The 13,229-nt window shown below is 65.3% G+C and carries 17 protein-coding genes and 1 tRNA gene; 5 read left to right on the forward strand and 13 right to left on the reverse strand.

All coding sequences use genetic code 11. From position 1 onward, the window contains the following. Positions 1-289: 289 nt before the first annotated feature. From ACQ3HB_RS10700 to ACQ3HB_RS10725, 6 genes are all read right to left on the reverse strand, one after another. Positions 290-511: a hypothetical protein gene (locus ACQ3HB_RS10700; RefSeq protein WP_430920040.1), complete on the reverse strand. Its 222-nt coding sequence runs from the start codon at positions 509-511 to the stop codon at positions 290-292. Further along, positions 508-786 carry a hypothetical protein gene (locus tag ACQ3HB_RS10705; RefSeq protein ID WP_430920041.1) on the reverse strand — a complete coding sequence of 93 codons (279 nt, stop codon included), beginning with the start codon at positions 784-786 and terminating at the stop codon, positions 508-510. The genes ACQ3HB_RS10700 and ACQ3HB_RS10705 overlap by 4 nt, the downstream gene beginning before the upstream one ends. An 82-nt stretch (positions 787-868) precedes the next feature. Further along, positions 869-1,372 carry a hypothetical protein gene (locus ACQ3HB_RS10710; RefSeq protein WP_430920042.1) on the reverse strand — a complete coding sequence of 168 codons (504 nt, stop codon included), beginning with the start codon at positions 1,370-1,372 and terminating at the stop codon, positions 869-871. Beyond that, positions 1,369-1,521 carry a hypothetical protein gene (locus tag ACQ3HB_RS10715; protein ID WP_430920043.1) on the reverse strand — a complete coding sequence of 51 codons (153 nt, stop codon included), beginning with the start codon at positions 1,519-1,521 and terminating at the stop codon, positions 1,369-1,371. Before ACQ3HB_RS10715 ends, ACQ3HB_RS10710 begins: the two co-directional genes overlap by 4 nt. After that, complete coding sequence (locus tag ACQ3HB_RS10720; protein ID WP_430920044.1) at positions 1,518-2,021, reverse strand: hypothetical protein; 504 nt, start codon at positions 2,019-2,021, stop codon at positions 1,518-1,520. The genes ACQ3HB_RS10715 and ACQ3HB_RS10720 overlap by 4 nt, the downstream gene beginning before the upstream one ends. Continuing rightward, positions 2,014-2,814, reverse strand: a complete 801-nt coding sequence (locus tag ACQ3HB_RS10725; RefSeq protein WP_430920045.1) for a hypothetical protein — start codon at positions 2,812-2,814, stop codon at positions 2,014-2,016. Before ACQ3HB_RS10725 ends, ACQ3HB_RS10720 begins: the two co-directional genes overlap by 8 nt. Positions 2,815-3,324: 510 nt before the next feature. Here ACQ3HB_RS10725 and ACQ3HB_RS10730 point away from each other — a divergent pair. From ACQ3HB_RS10730 to ACQ3HB_RS10740, 3 genes are read left to right on the forward strand one after another with little or no spacing between them, the layout of a single operon-like run. Beyond that, positions 3,325-3,795, forward strand: coding sequence for a helix-turn-helix domain-containing protein (locus ACQ3HB_RS10730; protein WP_430920046.1), 471 nt, complete (start codon positions 3,325-3,327; stop codon positions 3,793-3,795). Between the two features lie 29 nt (positions 3,796-3,824). Then, positions 3,825-4,238: an ImmA/IrrE family metallo-endopeptidase gene (locus ACQ3HB_RS10735; RefSeq protein WP_430920047.1), complete on the forward strand. Its 414-nt coding sequence runs from the start codon at positions 3,825-3,827 to the stop codon at positions 4,236-4,238. 7 nt (positions 4,239-4,245) lie between these two features. Further along, a complete protein-coding gene (locus ACQ3HB_RS10740) occupies positions 4,246-5,427 on the forward strand; it encodes a tyrosine-type recombinase/integrase (RefSeq protein ID WP_430920048.1) in 1,182 nt (393 codons plus the stop codon). A gap of 49 nt (positions 5,428-5,476) precedes the next feature. Here the strand turns inward: ACQ3HB_RS10740 and ACQ3HB_RS10745 are convergent. The 4 genes from ACQ3HB_RS10745 to ACQ3HB_RS10760 all read right to left on the reverse strand — a co-directional run bounded on the left by ACQ3HB_RS10745 (position 5,477) and on the right by ACQ3HB_RS10760 (position 8,746). Beyond that, positions 5,477-5,548: transfer RNA gene (locus ACQ3HB_RS10745), tRNA-Arg, on the reverse strand. Between the two features lie 133 nt (positions 5,549-5,681). Then, the gene (locus ACQ3HB_RS10750; protein WP_430920049.1) at positions 5,682-6,179 is read right to left on the reverse strand and encodes an HNH endonuclease; all 498 of its coding nucleotides are present in this window, start codon (positions 6,177-6,179) and stop codon (positions 5,682-5,684) included. Between the two features lie 428 nt (positions 6,180-6,607). Further along, positions 6,608-7,774 (reverse strand): CHAP domain-containing protein, encoded by a 1,167-nt coding sequence (locus ACQ3HB_RS10755; protein WP_430920050.1) that lies wholly within the window; start codon positions 7,772-7,774, stop codon positions 6,608-6,610. 270 nt (positions 7,775-8,044) lie between these two features. Then, positions 8,045-8,746: an iron-dependent transcriptional repressor DtxR gene (locus tag ACQ3HB_RS10760; RefSeq protein WP_430920051.1), complete on the reverse strand. Its 702-nt coding sequence runs from the start codon at positions 8,744-8,746 to the stop codon at positions 8,045-8,047. An 83-nt stretch (positions 8,747-8,829) separates the two neighbouring features. On the opposite strand from ACQ3HB_RS10760, the gene serC reads away from it, so the two are divergent. Both serC and ACQ3HB_RS10770 read left to right on the forward strand, forming a co-directional pair. Then, positions 8,830-9,942, forward strand: coding sequence for a phosphoserine transaminase (gene serC, locus ACQ3HB_RS10765; RefSeq protein WP_430920052.1), 1,113 nt, complete (start codon positions 8,830-8,832; stop codon positions 9,940-9,942). Positions 9,943-9,949: 7 nt separating this feature from the next. Beyond that, positions 9,950-11,095: a hypothetical protein gene (locus ACQ3HB_RS10770; RefSeq protein WP_430920053.1), complete on the forward strand. Its 1,146-nt coding sequence runs from the start codon at positions 9,950-9,952 to the stop codon at positions 11,093-11,095. Here the strand turns inward: ACQ3HB_RS10770 and ACQ3HB_RS10775 are convergent. The 3 genes from ACQ3HB_RS10775 to ACQ3HB_RS10785 form a co-directional block, all read right to left on the reverse strand. Then, positions 10,978-11,796 carry a DUF3027 domain-containing protein gene (locus tag ACQ3HB_RS10775; RefSeq protein WP_430920054.1) on the reverse strand — a complete coding sequence of 273 codons (819 nt, stop codon included), beginning with the start codon at positions 11,794-11,796 and terminating at the stop codon, positions 10,978-10,980. The two genes, ACQ3HB_RS10770 and ACQ3HB_RS10775, sit on opposite strands and share 118 nt — an antisense overlap. Continuing rightward, positions 11,789-12,169 (reverse strand): cold-shock protein, encoded by a 381-nt coding sequence (locus tag ACQ3HB_RS10780; RefSeq protein ID WP_430920055.1) that lies wholly within the window; start codon positions 12,167-12,169, stop codon positions 11,789-11,791. The genes ACQ3HB_RS10775 and ACQ3HB_RS10780 overlap by 8 nt, the downstream gene beginning before the upstream one ends. Positions 12,170-12,264: 95 nt before the next feature. Further along, entirely contained in the window at positions 12,265-13,224 is a 960-nt protein-coding gene (locus tag ACQ3HB_RS10785) for an LPXTG cell wall anchor domain-containing protein (protein WP_430920056.1), read from the reverse strand. Positions 13,225-13,229: the final 5 nt, after the last annotated feature.

Here is a 13,229-nt window from a genome sequence, read left to right on the forward strand (position 1 = left end):
ACCGCCCCGAAAGGCGATCTGCCGATGGTGAACGACGCCCCCTCCTGTCTCGTTCAGCGATGGGGACCTCTCCCACTGACACGCTCCCTCCAAGACAGGAAGGGGTACTGCGCCGGCCCACGAGTTTGCTAGTCGCGTGTCCGGCAGAATCCCCTTCCCAGCAGCCATGTGGAGCCGCTTCTACTGCCGAGGCAGGGACCGCTGTGGAGTTGTCAAAGAACATCCGGGCGCGCCGGATAGCGGTGGGGTGGCCGGACTGTGAGGGCCACCCCACCCGAGAGGGGAGGGGTTAGGAGATGCTTCGCCGTCGATACGGTTCAAGCAGGAGAGTGGCGACGAACGCGTTCACGAAGATCGTCACGAGAGTCATCCAGAGAGACCCCTGGAACAACGGAGTTACCCCGACGCTCACAGTGGTCAGCCAGGTGATGAGCCGCACCCGCCACTCGGGGATGACGCGTCCGGTAGCCCGGTCCTCAGCATCGATGAGACGCTTCGCCGCTTCGCTCATGACGTCACCCCGTCTTCGGCGCGTTCGGTGATGACGCGCTTGCCCTGATCGACGACGCGGCTAACTGCGGGAGATGAGTGACGAGCGAACCAGTCAGCGATTTCGTCTTCGGATAGTTCCGACTGCGCATCCATGTGACCATTGGCGTACCCGTACTTGAATGCGTACTCGAACACCTCCCGCAGAGCCGGGTACGTGAGGCGCTGCCACAACGTGCGCGGCCTCTGAAATCCAGTCTCATCGAGCGCAGTTTCCAGCTTCTGGTTGCCGCTCATCCCGTCACCTTCTGTCGGGCTTTGTGGGTACGACCAAGGAAGTAACCCGCGACGGCAGCGAACAAGGCTGCGAGGAGGATGGTCATGAGGTCACCACCTCCGGGACGAGACGCGTCAGAGGGCCGACCTGGCGCACCATGGCAGGCACGGTCAGCTTCGTTCCGAACTGCCACCGCCCGTCAGCCAGCGTGAACACCTGACCATCCGGCGAGACGTAGAACCCTTCACGGGTCGGCAGTTCACGTGGCGCCCACTCGACGACCGACAACGACCAACCCCGGTCAGTGCGAGAAGTGATGGTGAAACGCGTCCCAATGTCAGAACCGACCCAAACCTCGTCGTACACACGACCAACGATCGTCGTCTCCGCATCGGGGCTTTCGAGACGGATGATGTCACCATTCGAGAACGGCGGGACTGGGGGGTTGGCTGGAAAGAGCGAATCCGAGTCAGCGAAGAATGACTGACCCTCGTCGTCGCGCAGATGCCAGTCGTAGGCTTCGCCTTCGCTGAAAACAACACCCTCACGATCAGCTTCTAAGCTACGGACCCGTCGGTACCGTTCACCGATCTTGATGGCGGTCATGCGGACACCGCCCCTGAGTTGACGACGTCGACGATCTGGCCATAGAGCGCCATGCTCTTGTCCATGTCATCCGGATGCGCAGAGATGACCGCTGCTGCGCGAGCCGAACCGTAGTCGCTCACCAGCTTGAGGAAAGCCTCCGGGTTCATGCTGTGGCCCTCGAGTCCTGCTGGGCCGCCGGCGGGAAACCGCCAGCCTCATACGCGGCACCGAACGTGCCGTGCTCGAGCACCATCTCGCGGATGCGAACGAACGCCGAGTTGAACTGGTCGTACGCCTCCTCCGCCTGGCGGAAGTTCCGGTACCGGATCGTGTTCATCGCCGTCAGGTCAGCGACCGACACGTCAGCCCACTGCTTCCGCAGACCGGCGCCCAGCGTCACCACCACATCGAGGTCAGCGACGTCCAGCGGCGTATCGCCGAACGCGGCCCGGCGGATGATCGTGTCAGCCGACCGGCCGTCACGCTCATCAGCCTCAACCAGACGGCGGCGGAAGTACCGTTCGATGTCGACCTCGAGCCGACCCGCCTTCCACTCGACCATCAGCGTGGCAACGCCAGACTCGACAGCCTCCATCCGGTTGACACCCTCAGTGCCGTACAAGCCCACCGTTTCCCGGTAGACACGTGTAATCTGATCCTTAGACATCGAGATTCTCCATTTCGGTTGCAAGAAGAACCAGGGACTCAGCTATTTGCCGTAGCTGCCCTGGGTTGAACAGACCTCGACTGGCTGGTGGGACCGCAGCTTTCCCAAGCGGCCACCAGTCGGTCAGGATCCGGGTCCTGTGGGCCACGTGACCAAACCGCCACATGACATCGATCGCGTCAGCGATCTCCTTCGCCGCCGTCTCAGCGTTCTGACGGCTCGCAGCATCACCAACCACGACAGGCTTCGGCTCACGCGGCTTCTGCGCGTACTCCTTGCCATCGAGACCAGTCACGACCTTCACCGTGTGCGTCTCCGTGACGACAGCCGGTTCTTCGATGACCTCACCCGTGAACGGGTTGGCGGGCGGGAGCGGCTCGAGGTCTGGCTCAGGTGTCCCAATTGGGACAGGTGCGTCTTGGATATCGCGAGCTACCTGCGACTTCGCAGCACCAACGATTGGTGCGATAGCTCGGACACTGAGACCTTCGCCGGCGAGGTAGCCGACGAGTTCCTGTCGCTCCTCGCGACCGAGACGCATCGGCTCATCGCCGAGCGTGTCCGCGAGGTAGGCCGTCCATGACTGGAACCCGAGAACCTGCCAGGCGTTCGAGTTCTTCGCCTCGTCGACGAGGTTGCGGAGCTTGAACAGGTTGTCGCGGACCACCGACGCGGTGAGCTTGATCCGCTGAGTGAGGCGCTGGGCGTCGCCAGCGGAGAGGAGGGAAACGACAGCAGTCATAATTGAACCTGCTCGGCGCTTGTACTCTGCCTCTCGGTAGCCTCGATCCATGCGGTGATATCGCTTTCGCGGTACAGAACGGTTCGAGGTGTGGGCTTGAGGAACACTGGGCCTCTCCCTTCGTAGCGAAGCGTTGCGAGATTGGCCTTTGTCACCCCCGGGAGTCGTTCACATACCTGCTCCGGAGAGAGGTAGACCGGGAAGCTCATGCCGGCACCTTCTCGAGCAGAAGGTCGAGGGAGCACCCGCTGGTGTCCTGCAGTTTCTCTAGGAGCACCAGTCCTGTCGACCCGTTGTCGTAGGCTCGCGTTACCGTAGATTTCGCCACTCCGAGTTCGCCTGCCATCTTTGATGCGTTGACAGTTCCAGAGAGTCGACCTCGGGTGTGTAGCCAGCCATTTTCGCGGGCAATCTCCGTGAGCACGGAGGGGTTGATTCGCAACATCGCGTTCCTTTGTCTGGTGGTCGATACAAGGTGTTGCGAACACCATACGACTTAAGTCTGTCGCGCGCAACACGACGTTCCTTGCGTTTTGGTTGCGTATGCGCAACACTTAGGTCGTGAACGATGACATGCATGTGACTGCTCAGGGTCGCTGGACCGAATGGCTGATCGCCGAGCTCGACAAGCGCGGTTGGAAGCAGGCTGACCTCGTGAAGGCATCCGGAGGAGCGATTAAGCGCGACCGAGTCAGCAAGTGGGTCAACGGCAAGGAGCGCCCAACGCACAGGAACGCGATCGTTATCGCGAACGTTCTAGGGGCAGATGCGGCGCAAGCGCTAGCTGCGGCTTCGTTCGATTCCTCGACGACACTCGTTACGCCAGTGCCACTCCCAGTTGATCTGGCACGGTTCACAGATGAGCAGCTTGTCTCGGAACTTGCGCGTCGCATGAAAGAACGCTCCGAGGATGTCAGTGGCGACCTCCACGATGAGGACTTCGACGTCAACCACGAGGACATGAGAAAGAAAGACGTCGCGCTAGTCGCCAAACGCGGAAAGCGGAAGATCGATCAGGACTACGCCGAGTAAGGGGAGACATGCGCCGAGTAGTGCAACGGGTGGCCGACCTGGGCCTCAAGCTGCGAGGCGACTACCTGCCCGATGACGACCTCGGCTACTACTCCCCCAGCGAAGGACTGATCTACTTCGACCTGAGGCTCACGCCCGACGAACGCCGCTGTGTTATCGCCCACGAGTGCGGCCACGCATACTACGGCCATGGCTGCGACAGCGATCGACACGAGCGCCAGGCGAACACCTACGCCGCCCAGCTTTTGATCGACCCCGTCGAGTACGCGCGGCTAGAACGACTGGGCAGCGACTCTCACCACATCGCAGACGAGATCGGCGTCACCGTCGAACTGCTTGAGCACTACCAACAGTTCTGCTTGCAACGTCTCGGGCACCGCACTTACTCGACAGGGCACAACAGCCCGTTCACAAGCAAGCTCGCTCGAGCACTCACTCCATAGGAGACCCATGGGTACCGCACACGCCTACCAGACCGCGGCCGGCACGAGATACAGGGCTCGTTACAGGAAGCCGGACAACACCGCAGGCGAGAAGCGCGGCTTCAAAACGAAGAAGGAAGCGAACCTCTACATCGCCAATGTCGAGGTGTCGAAGGCGACCGGGACGTACATCGACCCGAAAGAGGCGCTGGTCACCGTCGGCGAGTTGGCTCCGGCATGGCTCGCACGCAAGAAGCAGGCATTGAAGCCATCGGCCTATGCGCCACTAGAGACAGCATGGCGCGTGCACGTCGAGCCGCGCTGGGCCCGTACGCAGATCGGTAAGATTCGACCATCAGCCGTCGAAGACTGGATCGCCGAGCTCGGCACAGGGTCTGCAGTGAGCACACGAAAGCGCACCGATCTCTCGGGGAAACCGAAGTCAGCAAGCGTTGTCATCCGCGCTGTGGGCATCCTCTCTGGGATCCTCGACGGCGCACTTCGAGACGGGAGGCTGCCGAGCAATCCCGCCGCGAAGGCAACCAACCTCCCGCGGAAGATGTCAAAGAAGCCTCGGCGGTACCTCAATCACGCCGAGGTGTTCCGGTTCGCGAGCTTCGCCCCGGACTACACGCGCGAAGTCCAGATCGTCACGCTCTCCTACACCGGCATTCGCTGGGGAGAGTCGGTCGGGTTGCGCGTCCGCGATGTGAACTTCCTCCGGCGTCGGCTACAGATCTCACAGAGCGCCACGGAGGTAGCGGGCGTGATCCATGTCGGCCCTCCGAAGAGCTGGGAGGAGCGCGCCGTCCCGTATCCAGAGTTCCTCGATGAGCCGCTCGCGAAACTGTGCGAGGGGAAGGGCCCGGATGAGCTCGTGTTCCCCGCAGCAGGGGGAGGGTTCGCCATGCGGCCAGACACGAGCGCGTCGGGATACTCATGGTTCCTCGCGTCGCTCCGCAAGGCGGGACTCGAGCGCCTCACCGTGCATGACTTGAAGCACACCGCAGCCAGCCTCGCGATCAGCGCGGGCGCGAACGTGAAGGCCGTGCAGTCGATGCTCGGACATAAGTCCGCGACGATGACGCTGGACACGTACGCCGATCTGTTCGACGACGACCTGGAAGCGGTTGCGACACGCCTCAATGAGCACGCCTACGCCTCAAACGTGGGCAAATCGTGGGCAAATTCACCTGCCGCACTGGCTTGATGCAACCCCAGACCCCGGAAATACGCGGATCTTGGGTGTGATATCGCTGTGCCCCTGGAGGGACTCGAACCCCCAACCCTTTCCTTAGGACGGAACTGCTCTTCCATTGAGCTACAGAGGCTGACCAGACGAGTTTAGCGGAGACGCGCACCCGGCACCGCTCATCGGCGCCGTGCTGTGGTCCGCAGGCCTCCCGGACAGCAGCACGACACCGATGGGCAGGCACTCAGGCGCGCGAAATCAGGCGCGCGTGCTCAGGCGGCCGGCTCCAGGTACTGCTCCCAGTCGGGCTGCGAACGCTCCACACCACGGACCATCCAGTGCGAGCCGTGCGGCATCCGCGGGGAGATGCCGAGGTCCCAGTTCATCTCGGCCGGAGTCCGATCACCCTTGACGTTGTTGCAGCGCAGGCAGCAGGCGACGAGGTTCTCCCAGCTGTCCACGCCCCCTCTGGAGCGCGGCAGGACGTGGTCGATGGTCGTCGCCGCCTTCCCGCAGTACGCGCACCGATGACCGTCGCGACGGAGGACACCGCGACGCGTGACCGGGACGCGTCTCGAGTGCGGGATCCGCACATAGCGCGTCAGGAGGATGACCGACGGCCGGTCGAACTCCCCGCTCGACGCGTAGACGGGATGCGAGGAGTCGATCTCGACGACGACGGCCTTCTGATTCATGACGAGCATGAGGGCTCGCTTGAAGGACACGATCGCGAGCGGCTCATAGCCCGCATTCAACACCAGTGTGCGCATGCACGCTCCCTTTCGATCGGCCGCGACGGCTGCCGCGACGAAACGACTGTCACTCCTCGGAGAACGCACCGGTTCCGGGCAACGAAAAAGGGCGCTGTCATCATGACAACACCCTCACGCACACGGCTCCGCCGCGGCACAGTTGGCTGGAATGCCGAAGCGCGTACAGGCCGCGACGATCCGCGACACCGTGGCTCCGTATTCCGTGCATCAGCCCCTGAACCTCTCCCGGCCGGTCACGGCCACTCCGAGTTGCAGAGCACCAGATTAACCCACGATCGGCTGAAAGTGCGCGTGATCGGCACACATTCATCTGCGCTTCACCGAATGACGCCGTTCGGTGACGGCTTCGCGATGGCCGGGAAAACGGCGATCGGGCCCCTGGACGAGAGTCCTGGGGCCCGATCGACGAAACCATGGGCGCGGGATCAACCGACTCCGGGCGGGTACAGGTAGCTCGCGACTGAGCTCGCCGGAACCACGCGCACGTTGTAGGCGTGCTTGTTGGCACCGTAGTTGTACTCCTCGAGCACCACCGTGCCGTCGGCGTTCACGGCCTGCACGTAGGCGACGTGGTTGTAGGTGAACCAGGCGACGGAACCGGCGATGGCCGTGGTGCCCTGCTTGTACTGCCACGAGCTGGACCAGCCGTAGGCACTGCTCGGCGGAAGGCCGTTACCCCAGGTGAACGCCCAGTTGCCGTCGGGGGTGCCTGCGTCGCGGTTGAGGCGCCATGCGACGAAGTCGACGCATTCGCGGTAGTAGTAGCGCAGCGGCGAGAGACCACCGCCCTCGTTGTCCGAGGGCATGTTGTACCACGGGTAGTCGTCACCCTCGGCGCGCGCTGCGGAGACCTCGATCGAGTACTTCGCGTTGGTGACGGCCGCTGCCGCATCCAGCTGACGCTGGCGCTGGGCCAGTTCGTCCGGCGTGGTCGCCGTGTAGGCGTCGCGGGAGATGTTCGTGTCCGCGACCTGGTCGGAGACGACGACGCTCTGTGCGCCGGACGCCTTGAGGCTGGCCGATGCGGAGGTGCCGAACTCGTTCTTCGGGTCCGTGCTCGCCGCATAGGCGGGCAGAGCGACGGTCGCGAGGAGCGCGGGGACCAGGACGGCCATGGTGGCGATGCCTCGGACGGATCCGGGACGTGCGCCGGTCTTCTTGGGCTTGCGGACGGCGACGTCCTTCGAGCCCGGCTTGGCGCTCGACGAGGTGCGGATCGGTCCGGTCCGGACGGGGACCGTTCGTGCGACGGAGGGGGCGACCGGGGCAGCAGGAGCCTGAACGGCAGCGGGTGGAACGACGCTCTCGGCCTCGGAGACGACGACCGGGGCGAGCGGAACGCTCGGCTCGGTTTCGGCGACGGGCGCTGCGGCCTCGTCCGCTTCGACGACGATCTCGGCTTCGATGACCTCGTCGGAGGACTGGATGACTGCTTCGCCGGTGACGGCTTCAGCGGCTTCGTCGGCGGCAACGGACGAGTCCGCGGATCGACCGTTCGCCTGCTCCTGAAGCCGCAGCTGTCGCCGGGTCAGTGGAGCGTCGCTTGGGTTGGTGCCGGCTCCATCGGGGCCGTTCGCGCCAGCTTCAGTCAAGTGAGTTCCTCCGGCACCCCGCCAGCACAGAGCTGCCCCGTCCGCCATAGGTATCGGCTTCAACGATCAAGAGACGGGCTAGGGAGGTGCCTTGATCGGTGTTCATCGGCCGGGTTGTGACCGCGAGAACAGGTGACAGCCTACGGGCTAACCCTAGGAATGTCACGTTTTCGTCACGAGCCGGAGGGCGTGTGGCGCATTTCCTCATCGTCGTCTCATAGAAGACGCACAACCGGCCGAACGAACCACTCGGCCGGCCGCGAAGCCGCGTTACGCGGCGGGCGCGTCGACGAAGATGTGCGTCGCGAGCTCGTTGGGCAGCTCGAGGCCGTCCTCGAACCCGTCGATGTGCACGAGCACGTAGTTGCCCGCGGACGAGAAGCGACCGGTGCCGGACGGCATCACTCCGGACTGCTTGAGCTGCAGGAGCAGCTCGGGGTCCACCTGCGCCGGCTCGCCGAGGCGACGGATGGTCGCCGTGACGGGTTCCGTCGTTCCGGCGACGAGCGATGCGATGTTGACGACGCCCTGTGAGAAGGAGACGGCCGGGCTGTCTCCGAATTCGTCGAGCCCGGGGATCGGCGTGCCGTACGGGGACTCCGTGGGGTGGTTGAGCATCTCGAGCAGCTTGCGCTCGACCTGCTCGCTCATGACGTGCTCCCAGCGGCAGGCCTCTTCGTGCACGAACTCCCACTCGAGTCCGATGACGTCACTGAGCAGACGCTCGGCGAGCCGGTGCTTGCGCATGACGTGGACGGCCTTGCGGCGTCCTGCTTCGGTGAGTTCGAGGTGCCGATCGCCGGAGACGACGACGAGTCCGTCGCGTTCCATGCGGCCGACCGTCTGCGAGACGGTGGGACCGGAGTGCCCGAGGCGCTCCGAGATCCTGGCGCGCAGAGGGATGATGTTCTCTTCTTCCAGCTCGAGGATGGTCCTGAGATACATCTCCGTGGTGTCAATCAAATCGGTCATCGACGCCCTCCCTGCCCGATTGCACGTTTTCGAGCTAAGCCTAGTGTGAGTGGCTGACACTCCGGCGCAACTAGAATCGGCTCATGCCGGAGATCATCATTCCTTCTTCCCTTCTGCCCGCCGACGGACGGTTCGGGTGCGGCCCGTCGAAGATCCGCCCAGAGCAGCTCGCCGCTCTCGCGAACGCCGGTCCGTCCCTGCTCGGAACCTCTCACCGCCAGGCGCCCGTCAAGAACCTCGTCGGCAGCGTCCGATCCGGTCTCGCGGAGCTCCTCAACGCTCCGGAGGGCTACGAGGTCGTCATCGGCAACGGCGGATCGACGGCGTTCTGGGATGCCGCGGCGTTCGGGCTCATCGAGCAGCGCAGCCAGAACCTCGTCTTCGGCGAGTTCGGCCAGAAGTTCGCGAAGGCCGCCGCCGCTCCGTGGCTGACCGCCCCGGACGTCCGTGAGTCCGCTGGCGGCTCGCGCACCGAGTTCGAGGCCGTCGAAGGCGTGGACGTCTACGCGTGGCCGCACAACGAGACTTCCACGGGTGTCATGGCGCCGGTCACGCGCGTCCACGGCGACGATGGCGCGCTCACGGTCATCGATGCGACGAGCGCTGCCGGCGGCGTCGACTTCTCCGCAGCGGAGGCCGATGTCTACTACTTCGCCCCGCAGAAGAACTTCGCATCGGACGGCGGTCTGTGGCTCGCCCTCTTCTCCCCCGCCGCCATCGCACGCGTCGAGCGCATCGCCGCGAGCGGCCGGTACATCCCCGAGTTCCTCAGCCTGAAGAACGCGATCGACAACTCGCGCCTCAACCAGACGCTCAACACCCCGGCACTGTCCACGCTCGTGCTCCTGGACGAGCAGGTGAAGTGGATCAACGGCAATGGCGGTCTCGCCTGGGCTTCGGCGCGCACGCTCGAGTCCTCCGGCGCCCTCTACGACTGGGCGGGTCGCACCGACTACGTCACGCCGTTCGTCGAGAACCCGGAGCACCGTTCGCAGGTCGTCGTCACGATCGACTTCGACGATGCCATCGACGCTGCCGTCGTCGCCAAGACGCTCCGCGCGAACGGGATCGTCGACACCGAGCCGTACCGGAAGCTCGGCCGCAACCAGCTGCGAGTCGCGACGTTCACGGCCATCGACCCGGCCGATGTGCGCCAGCTCATCGCGAGCATCGAGCACGTGGTCGGCGCGCTCTGAACACTGCGTGAACACTGAGCTGCACCCCGCGGACGGTGGGACGCGACGACCGCTCCGGAGTGCGCTCCGGAGCGGTTACGTCGTCGCCGTCCTGTGCTGGGTCGCCGCTTGGTGGTGGTTGGCCCGCGACGACGCGGCCGACCTCCCACCGTTGTTTCTCGCGCTGGCCGCCGGGATGCTGTGCGCGGTGAGCTTCACCAACCGCCTGCACCGGATCGAACGGGCCCGCACCCGCTGGGTCGTGCACAGCACCGTGGTCGGCGCCCTCGCGGTGGCACTCGCCTCGATCGAGGTCTTCGACGCTTGGTCCTTCCTATTCTCCGGCCGCCCCGCGTTCGTGTCCGGGACGATCTTCTTCGTCTTCATGGCGGCTCTCCCCTTCGGCGCGTGGTCGGCGGTGGCGCTCCTCGGGCAGCTGATCTTCACGATCGGCGACCGACGGCCCGCGCAGGTGGTCTCCGCACCGGCGTGGAGCGGCGAGCGCGGTGAATACGTCCTCACGATCGACGCGCTCAACACACGACTGTCGACCGCCCTGATCGGCTTCGGCGGTGGAGCGGTCATCGCCGTCGCCGCGTACTTCGGCGTCCTGTTCGGCCTCGTGCGCCTCGGAATCGGGTTCGGCCCCGGCACCCTCGTGCTCTCCGCGCCCGCCTTCGTCCTCGTCCTCTCCGCCTCGCAATGGACGATCAGGTCTCGGATGCACCCGCACACGATGCGGATCGCGGGCTCCGTCATCGAGCTTCGCGGCGACGGCATGATGATGCGCAGCACGCCTCTCCCGCAGGTCCGAGCGGTGCGCCTGCGGTCGCAGGGCATCACGGCTCGCATCGAGTGCGAGACGACCGTCGGTCCGCTCACGCTGCTCGTCGGGCCTGGACGCGCTCCGCTCTGGACGAAACCCGACGGACCCCTCATCCCGACGTTTCCTGCCGGGCTCGTCCAACTGCTCGAACGCAACGGATTGCTCGCCGAGGCGACGTCGACACCCGAACGGATGCGCTTCAGCCGAGCACTACCTCAGCGCATGAGGGATCAGCGGCCGAGTCGGGGATCTTCCTCGAAGTCGTCGTCCTCGTCGGAGTCGTCGTCATCATCATCATCGTCGTCCTCGTCGGAGTCGTCTTCTTCAGACTCGTCTTCGTCCTCGTAGTCGTCGTCGAGGTCGTCTTCATCGTCGCCGCCGTCGAGCGAGAGGACGCTCAGGTCCTCTTCCTCGACATCGTCCTCATCGTCGCCGTCCTCGTCATCGCCGTCCTCGTTCGCCGCGGCAACGGCGAGCTGGGCGGCGCGGTAGTCCGCGAGTCGTTCCGACCACGGCACCCACTGCGGGGCGAGGAGCGCTCCGTCGCCCGGCATGAGCTCGGTCTCGAGCACGTTGGGAGCCGCATCGTCGCCCGTTCGCGACAACGTGACCGTCCAGAACCAGCCCGGGTAGCCCGCGAGCGTGTTGGCGAAGAGGAGTGAGACGAGGTGGTCGTCGATGACCGTGTAGCCGGCGGGCTCGCCGATCGTGCTTTCCGGTGTGATGCCGAGGAGCGCCGAGTGGGCGAGTTCGACGGATGCGATCAACAGCTCATCGGGGATCGGTGGGCGTGCAGGTTCCACCGGTTCTGCGGGTTCTGCGGACTCGGCAGCGGTTTCAGGCTCGATGGACTCAGCGGCGTCGACGGACTCAGCAGTGTCGACGGACTCAGCAGTGTCGACGGACTCAGCTTCGACGGCGGGCGCAGCAACCTCAACGGCCTGGGCAGTGTCCTCGACGGCCTGCGCCGCCTGCTCGGCAGCGCGCTCGGCACGCTCCGCAGCGGCCGCTTGGACGGCCACGGGGTCGAACGGGTCGAGGTCAGGCATCCAGCTCGTCCGCCACCTTGCGCAGCACGGCAGCGATCTTCTTGCTGTGTGCGCTGTTCGGGTACTTGCCGCGACGGAGGTCTCCACCCATGCCATCGAGGAGCTTCACGAGGTCCTCGATGATGATGGCCATGTCGTCCGCCGGCTTGCGCTTGAGCTTCGCGAGGCTCGGCGGCTGCTCGAGGACGCGCACCGAGAGCGCCTGTGCCCCGCGCTTGCCGTCGGCGATGCCGAACTCGAGCCGGGATCCGGGCTTGACGGTGGTTCCGGCCGGGAGCGCCGACGCGTGCAGGAAGACCTCCTGGCCGTCATCGGAGCTGATGAAGCCGAACCCCTTCTCGTCGTCGTAGAACTTGACCTTGCCGGTGGGCATGGAAACCTCGCTGTGGGTCATGCGCGGAACTGCGCGCCGTGCGGTGACCGCGCGGGCAGCACGGTCGAAATCGGGCCGTCGGCCCTCCACCCAGCTTAGTTGCTCGGTCGGCTCCGAGGCCGGAGGACCGGCCGGGCCGAGCTCTGGAGTCTCCGACGGAGCAGGAGCCCGGCTGCACCGAGGAGCAGCAGGACTGCGCCGACGGGTGCGACGAGCCCTGCGGCGGATCCAGTGTCCGGCAGGCGTGCGGCGCTCGGCGACGCGACGATCGGAGCCGCCGTCGGTTGCCCGGTCGGTTCGGTCGTCGGCGGCACGAGCGGCGGGATCGCCGATGCAGGGATCACGCACGCGCCCACGGAGAACGAGCCGGTGTCACCAGCGGGCGAGACCTCCCCCGTGACCGGGTTGAGCGATGCCCCGTTGAACGTGACCTCAGACCCGAGGACAGCGGGAAGGTCGATGCCGCGGGGCGCCGCGTCCGACACGTGGAGCGTGAAGCTGAGGACGGAGGCGGAGGCGTCGATGGCGTCGAACGGGAACTCGAATTGGGTCGGGACGATGCGAGGACTCCCCGGGATCTCGAGCGCGTCGTGATCGCTCAACCAGGTGAGTTGCGCGCCTTCCGGTGACGCTCCGACGGTGACCGTCTCGCCGGTCCCGCCCGCGGCACCGACGAGTTCGACGTCGAACGGCAGAGACCCCGTCGCCGGGAAGGTCGTGACGATGCCCTGTGACGGGGTCGGCGCACCGACCAACTCGAACTGCGGCCCGAGTGCTGTGACACTCGTTCCGAAGCGGAGGTCGACTGGTTCGGTCGGGAGCACCAGGTAGGACTCGCCGTCGGCGGATTCCGCGGTGGCGAGCGTGGTGTCGACGAGGTCGACCCGGAAGGTCCCTGCGCCGAGGTCGGTTACTCGAGAGAGGTAGTTGTCGCCGTCCGCGACCTCGCACAGCACATCTCCGGTCGCAGCCGTCGCGGGGCCGGCGAACGCCAGAACGCTGCCCGCTGCGAGCATTCCGGCCGCAACGATCCCCCCTGTTCGTCGTTGAGTCATGTCAG

Source organism: Plantibacter lichenum (genome assembly GCF_050587525.1).
Taxonomy (GTDB): Bacteria; Actinomycetota; Actinomycetes; order Actinomycetales; family Microbacteriaceae; genus Plantibacter.